Origin of the sequence: Aestuariimicrobium ganziense (genome assembly GCF_015352975.1) — a bacterium.
GTDB lineage: Bacteria > Actinomycetota > Actinomycetes > Propionibacteriales > Propionibacteriaceae > Aestuariimicrobium > Aestuariimicrobium ganziense.
On sequence record NZ_JACYIZ010000005.1, the window covers coordinates 121,236 to 139,920 of the forward strand.

An 18,685-nucleotide genomic window follows, 5' to 3' on the forward strand; every position below is an offset into this window, starting at 1 on the left:
GCGGCCCGACAAACACCACCCCAGTCCCCCGGTCCCGAGGCGAGGAGACCCGCGTGAGCAGCACCACCCACGACCAGACCCCACCGCCGGGTGCTTCGGTACCCGCGGCCAAGCCCGGACTGATCGAACTCCAGGGCATCGACGTGGTTGCCGAGGCCGACCGCACGGCCCGCCCACGCGACCTGTTCTGGCCCTGGTTCGCCGCCAACGTCAGCGTCTTCGGCATGAGCTACGGCGCCTTCCTGCTGGGCTTCGGCATCAGCTTCTGGCAGGCGACGGTCGTCGCGTTGATCGGCATCATCTTCAGCTTCGCCATCTGTGGCGTGATCGCCCTGGCCGGCAAGCGTGGCTCGGTGCCCACCATGGTGCTCTCGCGCGCCGCCTTCGGTGTCCAGGGCCAGAAGGTGCCCGGCATCATCAGCTGGCTGACCTCGATCGGCTGGGAGACCAGCCTCACCATCCTGGCGACGCTGGCGATCGGCACCGTTTTCGAGCGCCTCGGCTGGGCCCACGGCACCACCACCAAGGTGATCGCCTGCGCCCTGATCGCCGGCATCATCGTCGCCGCGTCCGTGCTGGGCTACCACACGATCATGAAGCTGCAGTCGATCCTGACCTGGGTCACCGGCGCCTTCACCATCGTGTTCATGCTGGTCACCATCCCCAAGATCTCGTGGAGCGCGGTCAGCCAGATCCCCTCGGGCTCGCTGCCGGCCACCATCGGCGCCCTGGTCATGGTGATGACCGGTTTCGGCCTGGGCTGGGTCAACATCGCCGCGGACTGGTCGCGCTACCAGCACCGTGACTCCAGCTCGGCGGCGATCGTCGGCTGGAACACCTTCGGCGGCTCGGTGGCCCCGATCATCCTGGTGATCTTCGGCCTGCTGCTGGTCGGCTCGAACGAGGGCTTCGCCGGCCTGGTCGGCGGCGACCCGATCGGAGCGCTCGCCGGGCTGCTGCCCACCTGGCTGCTGCTGCCCTACCTGCTGGTGGCCATCCTCACCCTGGTCAGCGGCGCGGTGCTGGGCATCTACTCCTCGGGCCTGACCCTGCTCAGCCTGGGCATCGACATCCCCCGTCCGGCCGCGGCAGCCATCGACGGCGTGATCATGACCCTGGCCACGATCTACGTGGTGTTCTTCGCCGAGAACTTCCTCGGCCCGTTCCAGAGCTTCCTGATCACCCTGGGCGTGCCGCTGGCAGCTTGGGCGGGCATCATGTGCGCCGACATCGCCACCCGCCGTCGTCCCTACGACGAGAAGGCACTGTTCGACAGCCGCGGACGCTACAAGGCCTTCGACTGGGTGTCGCTGGTCACGTTGGTGGTCGCCTCGGTGATCGGCTGGGGACTGGTGATCAACCAGTTCGCCAAGGACGCCGCCTGGAACAACTGGCAGGGCTACCTGCTCGAGCCGCTCGGACTGGGCACCAGGACCACGGCCGAGGACGGCAGCCAGTCGTGGGACGGCTCGTGGCCGTGGGCCAACCTGGGCGTGTTCATCGCCCTGGCTCTGGGCTTCCTGGTCACCCTGGTCGCCCGCCGCGGCACGATCCGCCGCCAGGAGGCCACCCAGACCGAGGCCGACGAGAACTCCCACGTGGTGGCGTCGTGACCAGCGCCCAACGCCCGACCCTGCCCCCGCCCGACGACGCCTGGCTGGTGGTCATCGACCCGCAGGTGGTCTTCGCCGATCCCTCCAGCGACTGGGCCTCACCGATGTTCGACGGCATCGTGCCGGTGGTGGACGAGTTGGTGGCCCACTTCGGTGAGCGGACGATCGTCACCCGTTGGCTGCCCGGCACCGACCACCAGGGGTCGTGGCAGGCGTACTTCACGCTGTGGAGCTTCGCCGATCGTCCCGACGACGACCCGCTGTTCGACCTGGTGCCGGCCGCCCGTGCGTGGGTGCACGGTGACACCCTCGACGTGACCACCTTCGGCAAGTGGGGCCAGGCGATGGTCGAGCGCACCGGTGAGCAGCATCCCCAGCTCGTGCTGGTCGGGGTCTCGACCGACTGCTGCGTGATCTCGACCGCGCTCGCGGCCGCCGACGCCGGCGCCACAGTGACCGTTGTCGAGCAGGGGTGCGCGGGCTCGACGCCTGAGAACCATGCGGCCGCGATGCAGGTGATGGGGCTCTACGCACCCCAGATCGTGGTCGTGGGAGCGGAGGCTGAAGCGGCATGAGCAGGCGGCGCAAGGGCTCGCGCGGGCCTCGGCGCAAGCCCGGCCCAACTCGGGCGCTGTGGGGATGGGCCCTGGCGATGCTGGCCTACACGGTGCTGGTCGCCGGGCTGCGCTGGTGGGCGGAGTACCAGCCTGACGTCGCGACCCCGGCTCGGTAAGTGGCCATGGTCGGCATGCTGACCTGCCCGATCACCCTGGGCACGATCTTGAGCGAGATCGGTGAGCACAACGCCACCTTCAAGTGGGCGCTGGCCACCTTCGGCGCGGTGATCATCGGTCTGGTGCTGCCTGTCACCACGCCCGACCTGTGGGGCGTGCACGTGCTGGTCACCGGTCTGGCGGTGGCGTTCGCGATCGCCACCGTGGTGATGCTGGCACGTCGTGCCGCCGCCCAAACCCCCGACGTCAGCCCGACGCGGCGCTGACCAGCAGTTCGAACAGGGCCAGGCCACGCCGGTCGTGGCGATGGCTCATCTCGGGGTGCCATTGCACGGCAAGCAGCCAGCCCTGCTCGGCCCGGACTGCCTCGACCAAGCCGTCCGGAGCGGTCGCCTCGACCACCAGCCCTCGCCCCAACTGGTCGACGCCCTGGTGGTGGTACGAGACCACCGCGAGGTCGACCTCGCCCACGGCCTGGGCGAGCAGACCGCCCGGGGTCACCGAGACGGTGTGCGTCGGCTGGTCGGGGGCGCCGCTCTGCCAGTGGGCCACCTCGCTGGGGCGGTCGGTGGGCAGGTCCTGGACCAGGGTGCCCCCGCCGGCCACGTTGACCAGCTGGAAGCCCCGACAGATCGCCAGCACCGGGATGCCCCGTGACCGAGCCGCCTCGAGCAGTCGCAGGTCGTACGCGTCTCGCACCGGCAGGCTCTCACCACACTCGGGACGACGCTCCTGCCCGTAACGGGACGGGTCGATGTCCTGCCCGCCGGTGAGCACCAGGGCATCGACGCCCTCGAGCTGGTCGTCCACGATCGGGTACCGCTCGGGATCGAACAGCGGCAGCATCACCGGGACGCCCCCGGCGGCCAGCACAGCATCAACGTAGTCGGTCGAGACATTGGTGCGCGGCAACCCGGGCAGGGGGCCGGAGAGCTCCTGCCCGGTGGTGGTCGAGATGGCGATACGGGGACCGGACGCCACGCGGGCGTCCCGACTGGTGGAACGTGTCACGTGACCCATGTCACCGGAACCGGCCCCTCGACGCAACAGTGACAGAGGTCACGCAGCTGGCTCGGCTGTGGCGTGCCGCAGTGGCTAGGGTTCTTTGGCGCGATCACCACGTGCAGGGCGTGGCTGCCCTGATCGCCCCCCTGGCGCTGCTGACGATGATGACGCAGGGAATGCCCTCGGACTCGTGGTTGGTGCGGTCGGTGCTGCTGGCCTGAGTGTCGACCATCGCCACCTTGGTCGTACCGCAACTGGGCAGCCACCTGTGGTGGACCCACGACGCCTTCGCCGTGCTCGCCGCGCTGTCGGCCGGGGTGGGGTTCGCACTCGTGGCCCGGTGGCGGGTTCCCCGAGCAGCCCAGCACCGCAGGCGCCACTCCGAGCCCAGCTGATTGCTGCGGACAGCACCGTCGCCACCACTGGCGACGTGCGAAGCTGTGGGGTGTGATCTGGGTCGCACTGGGGCTGGCAGCCCTCATCATCGGCATCTCCAAGACCTCCGTGGGAGGGCTGGCCGCGGTCTCGGTGGCGATCTTCGCGATGTACATGCCCACCAAGGAGTCCACGGCCGCCGTCCTGCTGCTGCTGATCCTCGGCGACGTCGTCGCGGTGCTGCGCTACCGAGCCCACGCCGACTGGAAGTTGCTGGTCAAGCTGCTGCCCTGGGTGCTGCCCGGTCTGGCGTTGGGTGCCTGGTTCATGTCCCAGGTGGACGACAGGACCCTGCGCCGGGTGATCGGTGTGCTGCTGCTGATCTCGCTGGCCGTGCAGTTCATCACGCTGTGGCGCCAGCGCGGTCGCACCGAGCCCAGCAAGGCAGCCGGGTCGCACGCGGCCGCCGGTGCCGCGGGCCTGGCGGCCGGGTTCACCACCATGACGGCGAACGCCGCCGGCCCGGTGATGACGCTGTACCTGCTGGCCGCCAAGATCGACAAGATGAAGTTCGTCGGCACAGGGGCCTGGTACTTCCTGATCGTCAACCTCACCAAGGTGCCGTTCAGCGCCAGCCTCGGGCTGTTCACCTGGCCCACCGTGCGCACCGTGTTGATGCTGACCCCCGTGGTGCTGTTCGGCACGTGGGTCGGCATCAAGCTGCTCAAGGCGCTGCCCCAGCGGCTGTTCGAGAACCTGGCGATCTTCGGCTCGGTCGTCGCGGCGGTGAGTCTGCTCGTCCGCTGACCGCGAGTTTGCGCGGTGCCCATCCCTCATTGATAATGGTTCTCATTAGAGGGAAGGTTCACTTCATGCTGACATCACGCCGCCACGTCCTGCTCGGGATCTCCGCCGCCGGCCTGGCCGCCCTGGCCGGGTGCTCCTCCGACGCAGGCAGCCCGTCCGGCACCCCGGGGGGACGAGTCCTCGTCCACACCACCGGACCGGTGTGGGCCGCCGTCGCCCGCGCCGTCGCCGGTGACGACGCCGAGGTCACCACCACCGACATCGGGCCCGACCAGGACCCGCACAGCTACGAGGCCTCCGCCCAGGACAAGCTGGCGTTCAGCAAGGCCGGACTGATCCTGGTCAACGGCGGCCACTACGACGAGTGGGCCGAGAAGCTGGTCGACAGCCTCGACGCCGACAAGATCACCCTCGACGCCAAGGCCCTGTTCGACCAGGCGCACCACGACGACGATGACGACCACGGCGACGAGGGCGACCACGCCGGCCATGACCACGAGAACGAGCACGTCTTCACCTCGATCCCGACCGCGGTGGCCGTGGCGGCCGAACTCGCCAAGCGGCTCGGTGCCCTCGACCAGGCCCACGCCGCCGGGTACACCGAGCGCGCGGCCGGCTTCGCGTCCACGATGACCACCATGCTCACGCAGGCCAAGGCCGAACTGGCCGCCCACCAGGGCGCGACGGTGGTCAGCACCGAGGCGGTCGCTGGTCTGCTGCTGGTCGACCTGGGCATCGACGACATCACCCCCGAGGCCTACGTCGAGCAGTCCGAGACCTCCGACGGCCCATCGGTGGCAGTGCTCGAAGAGACCCGCAAGCTGTTGGTCGACGGCAAGGCCAAGGCGCTGCTGGTCAACGCCCAGACCGTCGACGAGGCCAGCCGCACCCTGCAGCGGGCCGCCGACCAGGCCGGGCTGCCGACCGTCGAGGTGCACGAGACCATGCCCGAAGGCGTCGACTCCTACGATGCCTACATGCGGCTGCACATCGACGCGCTCACCAAGGCCCTGGCGTGACCACCAGCGCGACCCGCACGCCGGCGATCTGCCTCGAGGACGCCTGTGTCGCCTTCGGCCAGCGTCGGCTGTGGGACCACCTCGACATCGACATCGAACCCGGCGAGTTCGTCGCCGTGCTCGGACCGAACGGAGCCGGCAAGACCACGCTGCTGCGGGTGCTGCTGGGCCAGGTCGACCTGGCCCACGGCCAGGCCCGGATCGGCGGGGTCCCGGTCAGTCGCGGTTCGCGACTCATCGGCTACGTGCCGCAGCAGAAGTCGCTCGACCACCGGGCCACCCTGCGCGGACGAGACCTGGTCGCCCTCGGCCTCGACGGCGACCGGTGGGGACCCCCGTGGCCCAGCCGTGAGCAGCGACGCCAGGTCGACGCCGCGCTGGAACAGGTGGGGGCCACGGCCTACGCCGATGCCCCGCTGTCGATGCTGTCGGGTGGTGAGCAGCAGCGCCTGCGGATCGCTCAGGCCCTGGTCCGTCGTCCGACCGTGCTGCTGTGCGACGAGCCGCTGCTCAGCCTCGACCTGCACCAGCAGCGCACCGTCACCGAGCTGATCGATCGCACCCGTCGTGAACTCGACATCGCGGTGGTCTTCGTCACCCACGAGATCAACCCGATCCTGTCGGCGGTCGACCGGGTCATCCACTTCGCTGCCGGCAAGGCGCTGGTCGGCACCCCCGACGAGGTGATGACCACCGAGTCGCTGACCGAGCTGTACGGGTCGCCGGTCGAGGTGATCCGCCACCAGAACCGGATCATCGTCGTCGGCGCCGACGAGGTCACCGGCCACGCCCACCACCCGCACGACCACGACGACGAGGATGCGGCGTGAGCTTCGACACGGTCATCAACTTCCACAACTTCGCCGAGCTGCTGCCCCTGGTCACCGGCTCGCTCACCGCAGGCCTGATCCTGGGCATCCTGGCCGGGGTCATCGGGCCGATGATCCACGCCCGCGACCTGGCCTTCGCCGTGCACGGCACCTCCGAGATCTCGTTCGCCGGTGCGGCCGCTGCTCTGCTGCTGGGCTGGAACGTCGCTGGCGGCGCGATCGGCGGATCGCTGCTGGCCGCGATCGTGCTGGGCCTGTTGGGGGTGCGCGCCCGTGACCGGAACGCCACCATTGCCATCCTGCTGCCCTTCGGCCTGGGCCTCGGGGTGCTCTTCCTGGCGCTGTACAAGGGGCGATCGGCCAACAAGTTCGGCCTGCTCACCGGCCAGATCGTGGCGGTCGAGCAGGCCCAGGTGGTCACCCTGTCGGTGGTCGCGGTGATCGTCGCGACAGCCCTGGCGGTGATGTGGCGTCCATTGTGGTTCGCCTCGGTCGACCCCGAGGTCGCCATCGCCCGCGGCGTGCCCGTGCGGCAGCTCTCGATCGCCTTCATGGTGGTGCTCGGTCTGGTCACCGCCATGGCGGTGCAACTGGTCGGGGCGCTGCTGGTGCTGTCGTTGCTGATCACCCCCACGGCCGCGGCCGCCCGGGTGAGCGTACGTCCCCTGGCGCTGTCGGCGCTGTCGGTGCTGTTCGCGGTGGTGAGCGCGGTCGGCGGCATCCTGCTCTCACTGGGCCCGGGCCTTCCGGTCAGCCCCTACGTGACCACCATCTCGTTCACGATCTACCTGGTCTGCGTCGCGCTCGGACGACTGCGCGCCCGCCGCGGCTGGAACGTGCGCAGGGCCTGAGCGCACGCCGTCCTCCCGAACGACGATCGGTGCAAGACTGGCGCCGTGGACGAGACCCTGCACCCGACCCTCGTCCCGGCCGACGGTGGACCCGATCGCGTGCAACTGCTCGTACGGGTCGGACGAGCCGACGAGACCGCCGCCACCAGCGGTTGCCTCGAGGCAGTCATCGCGGCGGCTGTCGAGCACGCGGCAGCGGCCCACCCCGACCTGCAGATCGGCGCGCTGGTGTCGTCCACCGTCAGCTCGGTCACGCTGAGTGCTCCCCATGACGACCCGGACCGGGCCGACCCCAGCACCCTGTGGCAAGGGCTGAGCACCGTGATGGAGCACCTGGCCGACCCCGACCTCGGTGACGACCCCCGACGCTGGCACCACGGTGCCGACCGAGACCCACGCAACCTCGCCCGCCTGCACCGCCACGGCCTGCGCGGATCGGGCCTGGCCGTGGCGCCCAGTTGGGGGCTGCTCGCCGACCAACCCGAACTCAGCCAGCTGGCCCGCCACTTCACCACCGCCAACGCCCGGCTGCTGGCCACCACCACCCCACCCCCGGGTTGGGCACCACCCTGGCTGACCGGCGAACCCGTGGGACCCGTGGCCACCGAAGTCGTCACCAGGGCCGACGACGCCCACCCCACCGACTACCACGTGGTGGTCTCGGTGCTGGTCAGCGGGTGGGGCATGGCCCAGGTCCTCGCCCGCACGATGGCCACAGCCCTCAACCAGCAGCTGATCGAGCTGGGTCACGACCTGGACGTCGAGTCCGACTGCAGCCACGTCAGCCCTGACCGGCAGCTGGTCGTCCTCAGCATCCACGTCACCGGACTGGACGACCAGACCCGTGACGACCTGGCCGACGCGATCACCGAGCAACTGGGGTCACTGGGCGAGTCCGAGGGCCTGCACACCGGCGCCAGGGCAGCGATGGATGCGATCCACCGCGAATGGCTCGGCCACGACCCTCAGATGCGCGCCTCGCTCACCGCGGCCGCAGAGATCAGCGGCGACGGCATGGAGTTGCCCGACACGTCGGTGCGGCCTCGCCGCACCCGGCCAGCGAGGCACGACCATCGACCTGCAACTGCCTTCGGCGTACTCGGTGAGCTGCGTGCCGTTCGGCGTTGGCGGCGCATCGCCGGACGACGCCACGAGGCCTCGATGACTGCGCGGCGCTCGCGCCGCGAGCGACTGCTCCCCCCCATGCCCACCCCCACGCCCGAGGTGCACCCATGACCGATCTCGTCCTGCACTACGACCGACCGGCGACCGACTGGGCGTCGGAGTGCCTGCCGATCGGCAACGGGCGCCTCGGCGCCATGCTGTACGGCGGGCTCGACGCCGACCGGGCGCAACTCAACGAGCTGAGCCTGTGGCGTGGCATCCGCAACTACGACAACGCGATGATGGGCGATGACGAGCGGGCCTCGTCCTTCGGTGACGACGGCTTCGGTTCGTACCAGAACCTGGGCTGGCTGGAGGTGCGCTTCGACCAGCCCCGGCCGGGCGATGGCTACCGCCGTGCACTCGACCTGCGCACCGGACGACACGTCGTCACCGACGGTCCGGACCACGACCGCCTGGTGCGCACCGCCCATGCCTGCCCAGAGCCCGACGTGTTGCTGTTCGAGTACCGCAGCACCAGCCCGCTGTCGGGCACGATCACCCTGCGCTCGGCCCACAACGCCCCCACCGAGGCCCGGTCCGACCGCGAACTGCTCTTCCGAGGCGCCCTGGCCAACGACATGCAGTTCGCCGCCAGCCTGCAGGTGGTGGCCGGCGATGCGCGACTGCAGGCGAGTGACGACGCGCTGCGCTTCGACGGCGCCACCCACCTCGTCCTCGCACTGGACGCCCGTACCGACCACGTGCTGGACGCGACGGCGAACTGGCGTGGCACCGACCCCCTCACCCGTCTGGCGGAGGCAGCCGCCGCCCTGGACGACCTGGACGTCGACCAGGCCCAGCGTCGTGCCGAAGCCCACCTGACCGAGATCATCGACCGCTGCCGGATGTGGTGGGGCGACAGCCCTGACCAGCTGCGCACCCTGCCCACCGACCAACGCCTCGAGCACTACCAGGCCGGGGGTGACGACCCCGAACTCGAGCAGGTCTTCTTCCAGTACGGTCGCTACCTGCTCGCCTCGGCCTCACGACCCGGAGGGCTCCCGGCCACCCTGCAGGGGCTGTGGAACGACTCTCTCGAGCCCGCCTGGGGATGCGACTACCACAGCAACATCAACATCCAGATGAACTACTGGGGCGCGCTGCCGACAGGGCTGGTAGAGCAGCAGATGCCGCTGTTCGACTGGGTCGAGCAGATGGCGGTGCCGTGCCGGGTCGCCACCCGAGCCGCCTTCGGGGACGAGACGCGCGGCTGGACCACCCGCACCGGCATGAGCGCGATCGGCGGCCACGTCTGGGAGTGGAACCTCACCGGCGCGGCCTGGCTCGCCCAGCACTTCCACGAGCACTGGGCCTTCACGGGCAACCTCGACTTCCTGCGCGAGCGGACGCTGCCGCTGCTGCTCGACCTGACCGAGTTCTGGCAGGACCGGCTCACCGCCGACGACCAGGGGCGGCTGGTGGTCATCGACGGCTGGTCACCCGAGCACGGCCCCCGCGTGAACGGGGTCAGCTACGACCAGCAGATCGTCTGGGACCTGTTCACCAACCTGCTCGAGGCCTGCGAGGCGCTCGGGGTCGAGCCGCCCCAGGGCTACCGGGAGTTGCGTGACCGGCTGCTGGGCCCACAGGTCGGCAGCTGGGGACAGCTGCAGGAGTGGGTCAGCGACCGCGACGACCCCGACGACGAGCACCGCCACACCTCTCACCTGTTCGCCGTACACCCCGGACGACAGGTCACCCGGCGTCGCACGCCAGAACTGGCGCAGGCGGCGCTGGTGTCGCTCAAGGCCAGATGTGGCGAACCCCCGAGCCGCGCCGGTGATGCCGACGCCTACCGCCACGACCAGGTGGTCGGCGACTCACGACGGTCATGGACGTGGCCCTGGCGGATGGCGCTGTTCGCCCGTCTGGGCGACGGCGCCCGGGCGGCCCAGATGCTGCGCGGCCTGCTCACTCACAACACCATGCCCAACCTGTTCACCACCCACCCGCCGATGCAGCACGACGGCAACTTCGGCATCGTTGCCGCGGTGGCTGAGTGCCTGCTGCAGAGCCATGACGGCGAGGTCGAGGTGTTGCCCGCGCTGCCACCGCACTGGCGCGAGGGGTCGTTCGACGGCCTGCGAGCCCGGGGTGGGCACGTGGTCTCGTGCCGCTGGCGTGACGGTCAGGTGGTCGAGGTCAGCGGGCTTCCCGGCTGAGCCGCGGCTCGAGCCAGGCCAGCAGGTCGGCGACCACCTCGTCGCGGTTGGTCTCGTTGAAGACCTCGTGACGGGCCTCGTCGTAGACCTTGACGGTCACGTCGTCCAGACCGATTTCGCGATACAGCTCACCGATCTGTTCGGGTGCCCGACCCGCGCGGCCGACCGGGTCGTGGGAGCCACCGATCACCAACACCGGCAGGCTCCTGGGGGTCCTGGCCGCCAGCTCGATGGAGTTGACCCGTCGGGTGGCCGCGATCATCGCATCGAAGAAGCTGTTGCTGCACACGAACCCGCACCATGGGTCGGCGACGTAGGCGTCGACGACCGCCTCGTCACGGGTCAGCCAGTCGAACTCGGTGCGCACGGGCTTGAAGGCAGAGTTGTAGCTGCCGAAGGTGAGCCGGTCGAGCAGCCGGCTGGGACGACTGCCTCCCAGCACCCGGCGCTGTCCGCGGGCGATCAGGCGTCCCACGCCACCGATCACGCCCGGATCCCCGACCACTCCAGAGAGCACCAGCAGGTCGACCAGGCCGGGGTGGGTGGTGACCAGGTCGCGGGCCAGCAGGGAGCCGAAGGAGTGCCCCAGCAGCACCACCGGCAGACCCGGGTGCAGGTAGCGGACGTGCTTGACAACCGCGGCCAGGTCTTCGCGCACCAGGCGCCAACTGTCCCGCGAGGCGATGTGCCCGGCCTTGTCGAGCGTGCCCGCGGTGCGCTTGTGGCCGCGGTGGTCGGCTCCGTAGACGGCGAACCCGGCCTTGACCAGGTCTGCGGCCAGCGGTGCATAGCGCTCGGTGTGCTCGGCCATGCCGTGCGAGATCACCAGGACGGCGCGGGGCTCGGCCTCGGGCAGCCAGCTGTGGCCGCCGAGGGTGATGCCATTGGTGGCGAGGTCGAACGTCGTGGGCTTCACCTCGCCGAGTCTAGACAGCCCCGCCATGGCGTGGGCGGTGTGCCAGCGTGCGGCCCGGGGCGGTAGTTTCACCTGCGAGCACACCCTTTCCAGGAGACGAACCACCCATGACTGACTTCAACGCCGACGCGGACGGCTTCTTCGGCAGCTTCGGCGGCGCCCACCTGCCCCCGCACCTGGTCGCCCCGATCGCCGAGGTCAAGGCTGCCTACGAAGGGGCCCGCAACGACCCCGAGTTCCAGGCCGAGTACGCCCGGCTGCTGGCCAAGTACGTCGGTCGTCCCTCGCCGTTGTTCCTGGCCGAGCGGCTCACCGCCCATGTCGGCGGCGCGAAGATCTACCTCAAGCGTGAAGACCTCAACCACACCGGCGCCCACAAGATCAACCACTGCCTGGGCGAGGGCCTGCTGGCCAAGCGGATGGGCAAGACCAAGATGATCGCCGAGACCGGCGCGGGCCAGCACGGCGTGGCGCTGGCCACCGCTGCCGCGCTGCTCGGGCTGGAGTGCGAGATCCACATGGGTTCGATCGACGTCGCCAAGCAGCACCCCAACGTGGTGCGCATGCAGTTGCTGGGTGCCAAGGTCGTCGAGGTGGACGAGGGTGGCCGGTCACTGAAGGAGGCGGTCGACTCGGCCTTCATGACCTTCGCCCGTGACTACGAGGACACCTTCTTCGGCATCGGCTCGGCGGTCGGCCCCGACCCCTACCCGACGATGGTGCGTGACTTCCAGTCGGTGGTCGGGCGCGAGGCCCGCCAGCAGATCCTCGAGGACGAAGGGCGCCTGCCCGACGCGCTGGTCGCCGCCGTTGGCGGCGGTTCGAACGCGATGGGTCTGTTCACCGAGTTCCTGCCCGACGAGGACGTGGCGATCTGGGGTGTCGAGCCGGCCGGTGAGGGCCTGGACTCCGACCGGCATGCCGCCACCATCACCCTGGGCACCCCGGGCATGCTGCACGGCATGCAGACCCTCGTCCTGCAGGACGACGAGGGCAATGCCGCGCCGGTACACTCGATCGCCTCGGGCCTGGACTACCCCGGCGTCGGCCCGCAGCACGCGTGGCTGCGCGAGATCGGTCGGGTCAACTACGTCAGCGCCACCGACCAGGAGACCTTGGACGCCTTCAGCCTGCTGTCGCGGCTCGAGGGCATCATCCCCGCTCTGGAGAGTTCGCACGCGGTCGCCCACGCGATCAAGCTGGCGCCCGAACTCGGCCCCGACGGCGTGATCATCGTCAACCTGTCAGGGCGCGGCGACAAGGACATCGACTACATCGTCGAGCGGATGGAGGGCCGGGCCTGATCGGCCCGGCCACCCCCACCCCGTCGCGCTCGGCTCAGGCCAGAGCCTCCAGGGCCTTGTCGTAGTCGGGCTCGGTGGTGATCTCGGGCACCAGTTCGGTGTGCACGATCTCGCCCCGCTCGTTGATGACGACCACCGAGCGGGCCAGCAGGCCGGCCAGCGGCCCGTCGGTCATGGTGACGCCGTACTCGCTGCCGAACGACGAGCGGAACGCCGAGGCGGTCACCACGTTGTCGATGCCCTCGGCGCCGCAGAAGCGGCCCAGGGCGAACGGCAGGTCGTTGCTGACGCACAGCACCACGGCACCGTCCAGCCCGGCGGCCTTCTGGTTGAAGGTGCGCACGCTGGTCGCGCAGACCCCGGTGTCGATGCTGGGGAAGATGTTGAGCACCACCCGCTTGCCCTCGAACTGCTCGAGCGTGACGTCGGACAGGTCGTTGCCGACCAGGGTGAAGGTCGGCAGCTGGGCGCCGACATTCGGCAGGTCACCGACGGTGTGGACTTCTGATCCCTTGAAGAGCGTGTTGGCCATGGGCCCATCCTGCCGTAGTCGTCGAGCAGTTCGCGCCGTCCGGCACCAGCGATGCTGGGTGGCGATGGAGATCACACTGGGCAGGCGCGCCGTGCTGGCCTCATCGACCTCGGCCCCGAGTGCGTCCACCCCGTCGTTGCAGGCGGCCCTGAGAGCCGGCGGGGTCACGCTCTACCTGCGCCATCCGGCCACCGACCGGGGCGGTGTGGACGATGCCCACTCCCCTCGTGAGCAGCAGCGACTGCTCTCACCCGAGGGTGAGCAGCAGGCCCGCGACCTGGGCGGCGCGTTCGAGCGGCTCGGTGCGACACCGGGTCGGGTGCTGACCAGCCCGTCGTGGCGCTGCCGGGACGCCGCCACCCTGGCCTTCGGTCGGGGCGAGGTCGACTGGGGACTTCAGGCACTGCTGCAGGACACCGACACCCGACCGGAACGAGAGCGCTACGGCGCCGCCATGGTGGCCACGGTGGTGCCCGACGGCCAGGTGACAGTGCTGATCGGGCACTCGTCCAACATCGTCGCGGCCACTGGCGTGAGCTTGCCCGAGGGCGGCGGCGTGCTGGTGCGCGGCGATGGTGAGCGCGCCCAGGTGCTGGGCGCACTCACCCCTACCGACTGGGCTGTCTGGGCCAGCGAGGGCTGACCCGGGCAGGCCCAGGGGGTCACATCGAGGGTGAGATGCCCCAGATGCCGCGTGCGTAGTCGCGGATCGAGCGGTCGGACGAGAAGTGCCCGGTGCGCGAGATGTTGAGGATCGCCGAGCGCGACCAGGCGTCGGGGTCGGCGTAGCGCTTCTCGACCTCGGTCTGGATGTCCATGTAGGCACGGAAGTCGGCCAGCGCCATGAACCGGTCGTTGTGCACCCAGTTCGACACCACGGACTCGAACTCGCCGTGGTTGCCGCCGGAGAACCCACCGTGGGCAATCAGGTCGATCGCCGCCTTGAGGTCGGCGTCCTTCTCGTAGAACTCGTGGCTGTGGTAGCCCTTGGCACTCAACGCGGCCACGTCGGGCTCGCGCATGCCGAACAGGAAGAAGTTCTCGTCGCCGACCAGTTCGCGGATCTCGATGTTGGCCCCGTCGTCGGTGCCCACGGTGAGCGCGCCGTTCATGGCGAGCTTCATGTTGCCGGTGCCGGAGGCCTCCAGGCCGGCCAGCGAGATCTGCTCGGAGATGTCGGCGGCCGGGATCAGCACCTCGGCCACGGTCACGTTGTAGTTCTCGGGGAACGCGATGTTGAGCACGTCCTTGGTGTCGGGGTCGGCGTTGATCGTGCGACCCACGGCGTTGATCAGCCGGATCGTCTCCTTGGCGAAGCGGTAGCCAGGTGCGGCCTTGGCACCGAACACCACGGTGCGCGGGGTGATGCCGTCGGCCGAGATCTTGCCCGACTTGATCTGCTCGTAGAGCGAGACGACGTGCAGCAGCTTCAGCGACTGGCGCTTGTACTCGTGCAGTCGCTTGATCATCACGTCGAGCATGTGACCCTCGGGCAGGTCGATGCCCTTCTGCGCACTCAGGAACTCGCGCAGCCGCACCTTGTTGATGCTCTTGACCTCACGGAACCGGGCGCGGAACTCCTCGTCCTCGGCGAACGGCTCGATCTCGCGCAACCGGTCGAGGTTGCTGAGCCAGCCGCGGCCGACGGCCGAGGTGATCAGCGAAGCCAGCGATGGGTTGGCGATCTTGATGAACCGGCGCGGGGTGACGCCGTTGGTGACGTTGGTGAACTTGTCGGGCCACAGGTCGGCGAAGTCGTTGAGCACCCGGTCGCGCAGCAGCTGCGACTGGATCTCGGCCACACCGTTGACCTTGATCGCGGCCACCGTCGACAGGTAGGCCATCCGCACCGAGCGCTCGGGGTAATCGGCGATGATCGACATCCGGCGAACGCGCATCTCGTCGTCTGGGAAGGCCTGACGGACCTCCTCGAGGAACTCCTCGTTGATCCGGTAGATGATCTCGAGGTGGCGCGGCAGCAGTCGTCCCAGCAGCTCGGCCGACCAGACCTCCAGCGCCTCGGGCAGCAGGGTGTGGCAGGTGTAGCCGAAGCACTTGCGGGTGATCGCCCAGGCGTCCTCCCAGTCCAGGCCACGGTCGTCGACGAGGACGCGCATCAGCTCGGGGATGGCGATCACCGGGTGGGTGTCGTTGAGCTGGAAGACGATCCGCTCGTCGAGCTTGGTGAGGTCGAAGTCCTCCTCCAACTCGTGGGTGAGGAAGTCCTCGAGCGAGCACTTCACGAAGAAGTACTGCTGCTGCAGGCGCAGTTCCTTGCCCTGGGGGGTGGAGTCCTCGGGGTAGAGCACCTTGGTGATGTTCTCGGCGAAGGTCTGCGCCCGCACGGCCTGGGCGTAGTCACCGGCGTTGAAGATGCTGAGGTCGAAGGCCTTGGTGGCCTGCGCGCTCCACAGCCGCAGGGTGTTGACCCGGCCGTTGCGGTAGCCCGGCACCATGTAGTTGTAGGGGATGCCCAGCACGTTCCAGTCGGGGATCCAGCGTGAACGCTCGCGGCCCTGCTCGTCGCGGTAGGTCTCGGTGCGGCCGCCGAAGTTGACCTCGACCATCGACTCGGGGTCGGGGAACTCCCACGGGGCGCCGAGCGCCAGCCACGGGTCGGGCTGCTCGACCTGGGCACCGTCGACGAAGGTCTGGCGGAAGATGCCGTACTCGTAGCGGATGCCGTAGCCGATGCAGGGCAGGTCCTTGGTGGCGCACGAGTCGATGTAGCAGGCGGCCAGACGGCCCAAGCCACCGTTGCCCAGACCCGGCTCGACCTCCATCTCGGCGAGCGAGGCCAGGTCGAGTCCACAGGCCTTCATCGCCTCCTCGGCGATGTCTCGCAGGTCGGCAGCCAGCAGGGCGTTGCCCAGCTGGCGTCCGAGCAGGTACTCGGCCGACAGGTAGGCGACCATCTTGGCCTTGGTCTCACGCTGCTGACGGTCGGTCTCGAGCCAGCGGGCCATCAGGTAGTAGCGCACGGTGCGGGCCAGCGCCAAGTACTGGTCGTTGGGGGTCGAGCGCGACAGGGTGATGCCCTGCTGGGTGTTCAGCTCGAACAGGAACGCCTTGACGAAGCCGTCCACCGAGTGCGACGGCGACGACACCGCCGCCAGTGCGAGCGGGTGGGTGACCGGGCTGGTCGGGCCGACGGGAGTCGTGCCGGTGAGAATCGTCATGGAGCCTCCGGGGAGTGTCTTTGCCTGTGTGGCACCACGCCGTGCCTCGTCCAACGAGGCTGATCCTACCTACGGACGAGCCGATGGCCAGAATGCCCCCCGAAAGAGAAGGCCCCGAATCAGAAGCCCCGAATCAGAACCCACTGGGCAGGTGCGGCCGGTAGTGCTCCTCGAGCGCGGCCACTTCCTCGTCGGTCAGCTCCAGCTCGAGCGCCGCGGCGGCGTCGGACAGGTGGTGCGGCTTGGTGGCACCCACGATCGGTGAGCTGACCGCCGGGTGGCGCAGCACCCAGGCCAGGGCGATCTGGGCCATCGGCACCCCACGGGCGTCGGCGACCTTCTGTACGGCGTCGACGATCGGGGCGTCCTCGTCGATGTCGAACCGCTTGCCGACCGGGTCGTTGTCCATCCGTTCGGTGCGCTCTCCCCAGGGGCGGCAGACCCGGCCCTTGGCCAGCGGGGAGTACGGGATCGAGCCGACGCCCTGGTCGAGCAGCAGGCCCATCATCTCCCGCTCCTCCTCGCGCATCAGCAGGTTGTACTGGTTCTGCATCGAGACGAACTTCGTCCAGCCATTGAGTTCGGCGGTGTACTGCATCTTCGAGAACTGCCAGGCCCACATCGAGCTCGCGCCGATGTAGCGCGCCTTGCCTGCCTTGACCACGTCGTGCAGCGCCTCCATGGTCTCCTCGACCGGCGTCTCGGGGTCGAAGCGATGAATCTGGTACAGGTCGACGTAGTCGGTGCCCAGGCGCTTCAGCGAGGCGTCGATGTTCTCCATCACGGCCTTGCGCGAGGTGCCTCGTCCACCGGGGCCGGAGTGCACTGGGAAGTGCACCTTGGTGGCCAGCACGATCTCTTCGCGCGTGGAGTACTTCTTGATGGCGCGTCCGGTGTACTCCTCGGAGCTGCCCAGGCAGTAGACGTTGGCGGTGTCCCAGAAGTTGATGCCCAGTTCGACGGCCTGCTGGAAGAACGGTGCCGACTCCTCCTCGTTGAGCGACCACTCGTTGAACCCGCTGGTGGTGTCGCCGAAACTCATGCAGCCCAGTGCGATGCGGCTGACCTTCAGACCTGAGTTGCCGAGCCTGACCTGTTCCATGGGGTGCCTCCTGTGCCGTCGGGTTTGTGCCAGTCAAGCATCGTGGGACGACCCTGCGACAGGTGCTGCTGGTGCCCCCCAGACAGCCGATCAGACGAACTCGTCCAGGAATTCGCCAAGCGTGGCGGCGCGTGCCCGCAGCGTGTCGGCCTGCTCGCTGTGACCGTGGGCTCCCATCTCGGACGCGGCGGCCAGCAGTTCGTCCATCTCGCCGCGGACGATCGCGCGCACGTCGTCGTCGGTCAGTTCACGACGCCCGGCGTCGGCGCTGCCGGCTCCGACCCGGATGCCCTCGAGTGCACCAGCCGGTGGGAGGGTGTCGATCGGCACGGCCTCGGCGTTCGAGACCGCGCTCAGCGTCGTCCGCCACAAGGTGACGGCGTCGCGATCACGGTCGCGCATGGCCTGCTTGAGACGCTCACCGATCCGATCGACCAGGGTCATCGCCCATCCTCACTTCCGCCCCGACTGAGGCAAGACCGACGAATGCGTCCGACAGGTACTCGTCGAAGTCGCGCGGTTCGACCTCGGGTGAGGCCTCGTCGAGGTACCAGTTCACCACCGCAGTCAGGAAGGCCGCCATCAGCGAGGCCACCACGACTCGGGCCTGACCGATGGCCATTCCACGGGCCCGGGCCAGCTGTTCGGCGGTCCTGGCGCTGAGCTGGGCGACCTTGAGAGCTCCTGCGGCCTGGATCGAGGGGTGCTCCATGGTCAGCCGCATCCTGTGCATCGTCGGCCCCCGGTCGAGTTCGAAGTGCTCGTCCGAGATCTCGGCCAGTGCCTCGAGTGCGGCCTGCAGCATCGGCATCCCCGACGGCAGCCGCTGCTCGACCGCTGCCAGCAGCCGGTCGTCGTACTCGTCGTGGATGACCAGCCCTTCCTTCGTGCCGAAGTAGCGGTAGACCGTCGACGGTGAGACCTCGGCTGCCTCGGCCACCTGCTCGATCGTGACCTGATCGAACCCTCGCTCGGCGAACAGGGCGAGCGCGGTGGTCTGGATCTGGTGCATGGCCGCGGCCTTCTTGCGTGCCCTCAGACCTGCCACGACTACTCCCCTCGCCCCGACACTCACTGAGGCACATGCTG

Annotated in this window: 20 protein-coding genes; 13 read left to right on the forward strand and 7 right to left on the reverse strand. The window is 69.2% G+C overall.

All coding sequences use genetic code 11. The features are described from left to right. Positions 1–119 precede the first annotated feature (119 nt). Genes IE660_RS10695 through IE660_RS10710 form a run of 4 tightly spaced genes read left to right on the forward strand, consistent with a single transcriptional unit; the run spans position 120 to position 2,613 of the window. Entirely contained in the window at positions 120–1,613 is a 1,494-nt protein-coding gene (locus IE660_RS10695) for a purine-cytosine permease family protein (RefSeq protein WP_203568572.1), read from the forward strand. Then, positions 1,610–2,188: a cysteine hydrolase family protein gene (locus tag IE660_RS10700; protein ID WP_328701929.1), complete on the forward strand. Its 579-nt coding sequence runs from the start codon at positions 1,610–1,612 to the stop codon at positions 2,186–2,188. Before IE660_RS10695 ends, IE660_RS10700 begins: the two co-directional genes overlap by 4 nt. Then, positions 2,185–2,346, forward strand: a complete 162-nt coding sequence (locus IE660_RS10705; RefSeq protein ID WP_203568357.1) for a hypothetical protein — start codon at positions 2,185–2,187, stop codon at positions 2,344–2,346. The genes IE660_RS10700 and IE660_RS10705 overlap by 4 nt, the downstream gene beginning before the upstream one ends. Further along, on the forward strand, positions 2,347–2,613 hold the full coding sequence (locus tag IE660_RS10710) for a hypothetical protein (protein WP_203568358.1): 267 nt from the start codon (positions 2,347–2,349) through the stop codon (positions 2,611–2,613). On the opposite strand, the gene IE660_RS10715 is transcribed toward IE660_RS10710, so the two are convergent. Next, positions 2,594–3,358 carry a gamma-glutamyl-gamma-aminobutyrate hydrolase family protein gene (locus IE660_RS10715; RefSeq protein ID WP_203568359.1) on the reverse strand — a complete coding sequence of 255 codons (765 nt, stop codon included), beginning with the start codon at positions 3,356–3,358 and terminating at the stop codon, positions 2,594–2,596. The two genes, IE660_RS10710 and IE660_RS10715, sit on opposite strands and share 20 nt — an antisense overlap. 215 nt (positions 3,359–3,573) lie before the next feature. Here IE660_RS10715 and IE660_RS10720 point away from each other — a divergent pair, with 215 nt between their 5' ends. The 7 genes from IE660_RS10720 (at position 3,574) to IE660_RS10750 (ending at position 10,563) form a co-directional block, all read left to right on the forward strand. Then, entirely contained in the window at positions 3,574–3,747 is a 174-nt protein-coding gene (locus IE660_RS10720; protein WP_203568360.1) for a hypothetical protein, read from the forward strand. 52 nt (positions 3,748–3,799) lie between these two features. Continuing rightward, positions 3,800–4,534 carry a sulfite exporter TauE/SafE family protein gene (locus IE660_RS10725; RefSeq protein ID WP_203568361.1) on the forward strand — a complete coding sequence of 245 codons (735 nt, stop codon included), beginning with the start codon at positions 3,800–3,802 and terminating at the stop codon, positions 4,532–4,534. A gap of 65 nt (positions 4,535–4,599) precedes the next feature. Then, positions 4,600–5,553: a metal ABC transporter solute-binding protein, Zn/Mn family gene (locus tag IE660_RS10730; RefSeq protein WP_203568362.1), complete on the forward strand. Its 954-nt coding sequence runs from the start codon at positions 4,600–4,602 to the stop codon at positions 5,551–5,553. Then, positions 5,550–6,383 carry a metal ABC transporter ATP-binding protein gene (locus IE660_RS10735; protein WP_328701930.1) on the forward strand — a complete coding sequence of 278 codons (834 nt, stop codon included), beginning with the start codon at positions 5,550–5,552 and terminating at the stop codon, positions 6,381–6,383. Before IE660_RS10730 ends, IE660_RS10735 begins: the two co-directional genes overlap by 4 nt. Beyond that, positions 6,380–7,234 carry a metal ABC transporter permease gene (locus tag IE660_RS10740; protein ID WP_203568363.1) on the forward strand — a complete coding sequence of 285 codons (855 nt, stop codon included), beginning with the start codon at positions 6,380–6,382 and terminating at the stop codon, positions 7,232–7,234. Before IE660_RS10735 ends, IE660_RS10740 begins: the two co-directional genes overlap by 4 nt. 45 nt (positions 7,235–7,279) lie before the next feature. Beyond that, complete coding sequence (locus IE660_RS10745) at positions 7,280–8,470, forward strand: hypothetical protein (RefSeq protein ID WP_203568364.1); 1,191 nt, start codon at positions 7,280–7,282, stop codon at positions 8,468–8,470. After that, positions 8,467–10,563 (forward strand): glycosyl hydrolase family 95 catalytic domain-containing protein, encoded by a 2,097-nt coding sequence (locus IE660_RS10750; protein WP_203568365.1) that lies wholly within the window; start codon positions 8,467–8,469, stop codon positions 10,561–10,563. The genes IE660_RS10745 and IE660_RS10750 overlap by 4 nt, the downstream gene beginning before the upstream one ends. On the opposite strand, the gene IE660_RS10755 is transcribed toward IE660_RS10750, so the two are convergent. Then, complete coding sequence (locus tag IE660_RS10755) at positions 10,544–11,479, reverse strand: alpha/beta hydrolase (protein ID WP_203568366.1); 936 nt, start codon at positions 11,477–11,479, stop codon at positions 10,544–10,546. The genes IE660_RS10750 and IE660_RS10755 overlap by 20 nt on opposite strands. A 107-nt stretch (positions 11,480–11,586) precedes the next feature. Between IE660_RS10755 and trpB the strand changes: the two genes are divergently transcribed. Beyond that, positions 11,587–12,783, forward strand: coding sequence for a tryptophan synthase subunit beta (trpB, locus tag IE660_RS10760; protein WP_203568367.1), 1,197 nt, complete (start codon positions 11,587–11,589; stop codon positions 12,781–12,783). Positions 12,784–12,817: 34 nt separating this feature from the next. Here trpB and tpx read toward each other — a convergent pair whose 3' ends face one another. Further along, entirely contained in the window at positions 12,818–13,315 is a 498-nt protein-coding gene (gene tpx / locus IE660_RS10765) for a thiol peroxidase (protein WP_203568368.1), read from the reverse strand. Between the two features lie 64 nt (positions 13,316–13,379). Between tpx and IE660_RS10770 the strand changes: the two genes are divergently transcribed. Then, entirely contained in the window at positions 13,380–13,958 is a 579-nt protein-coding gene (locus IE660_RS10770; protein WP_203568369.1) for a histidine phosphatase family protein, read from the forward strand. A 19-nt stretch (positions 13,959–13,977) separates the two neighbouring features. Here the strand turns inward: IE660_RS10770 and IE660_RS10775 are convergent, their stop codons facing one another. The 4 genes from IE660_RS10775 to IE660_RS10790 form a co-directional block, all read right to left on the reverse strand. Beyond that, positions 13,978–16,494 carry a glycogen/starch/alpha-glucan phosphorylase gene (locus IE660_RS10775; protein ID WP_203568370.1) on the reverse strand — a complete coding sequence of 839 codons (2,517 nt, stop codon included), beginning with the start codon at positions 16,492–16,494 and terminating at the stop codon, positions 13,978–13,980. Between the two features lie 133 nt (positions 16,495–16,627). Further along, positions 16,628–17,596, reverse strand: coding sequence for an aldo/keto reductase (locus tag IE660_RS10780; protein WP_203568371.1), 969 nt, complete (start codon positions 17,594–17,596; stop codon positions 16,628–16,630). Positions 17,597–17,686: 90 nt separating this feature from the next. Beyond that, positions 17,687–18,040 carry a GatB/YqeY domain-containing protein gene (locus IE660_RS10785; RefSeq protein WP_203568372.1) on the reverse strand — a complete coding sequence of 118 codons (354 nt, stop codon included), beginning with the start codon at positions 18,038–18,040 and terminating at the stop codon, positions 17,687–17,689. Next, complete coding sequence (locus IE660_RS10790; RefSeq protein WP_203568373.1) at positions 18,015–18,644, reverse strand: TetR family transcriptional regulator; 630 nt, start codon at positions 18,642–18,644, stop codon at positions 18,015–18,017. Before IE660_RS10790 ends, IE660_RS10785 begins: the two co-directional genes overlap by 26 nt. Positions 18,645–18,685 lie beyond the last annotated feature (41 nt).

What these genes read in the sequence shown, in the direction of transcription:
- IE660_RS10705 (WP_203568357.1), top strand. Translation starts at nt 2,185, where the DNA reads ATGAGCAGGCGGCGCAAGGGCTCGCGCGGGCCTCGGCGCAAGCCCGGC.
- IE660_RS10730 (WP_203568362.1), top strand. Translation starts at nt 4,600, where the DNA reads ATGCTGACATCACGCCGCCACGTCCTGCTCGGGATCTCCGCCGCCGGC.
- IE660_RS10750 (WP_203568365.1), top strand. Translation starts at nt 8,467, where the DNA reads ATGACCGATCTCGTCCTGCACTACGACCGACCGGCGACCGACTGGGCG.
- trpB (WP_203568367.1), top strand. Translation starts at nt 11,587, where the DNA reads ATGACTGACTTCAACGCCGACGCGGACGGCTTCTTCGGCAGCTTCGGC.
- tpx (WP_203568368.1), bottom strand. Translation starts at nt 13,315, where the DNA reads ATGGCCAACACGCTCTTCAAGGGATCAGAAGTCCACACCGTCGGTGAC.
- IE660_RS10770 (WP_203568369.1), top strand. Translation starts at nt 13,380, where the DNA reads ATGGAGATCACACTGGGCAGGCGCGCCGTGCTGGCCTCATCGACCTCG.
- IE660_RS10775 (WP_203568370.1), bottom strand. Translation starts at nt 16,494, where the DNA reads ATGACGATTCTCACCGGCACGACTCCCGTCGGCCCGACCAGCCCGGTC.
- IE660_RS10780 (WP_203568371.1), bottom strand. Translation starts at nt 17,596, where the DNA reads ATGGAACAGGTCAGGCTCGGCAACTCAGGTCTGAAGGTCAGCCGCATC.
- IE660_RS10785 (WP_203568372.1), bottom strand. Translation starts at nt 18,040, where the DNA reads ATGACCCTGGTCGATCGGATCGGTGAGCGTCTCAAGCAGGCCATGCGC.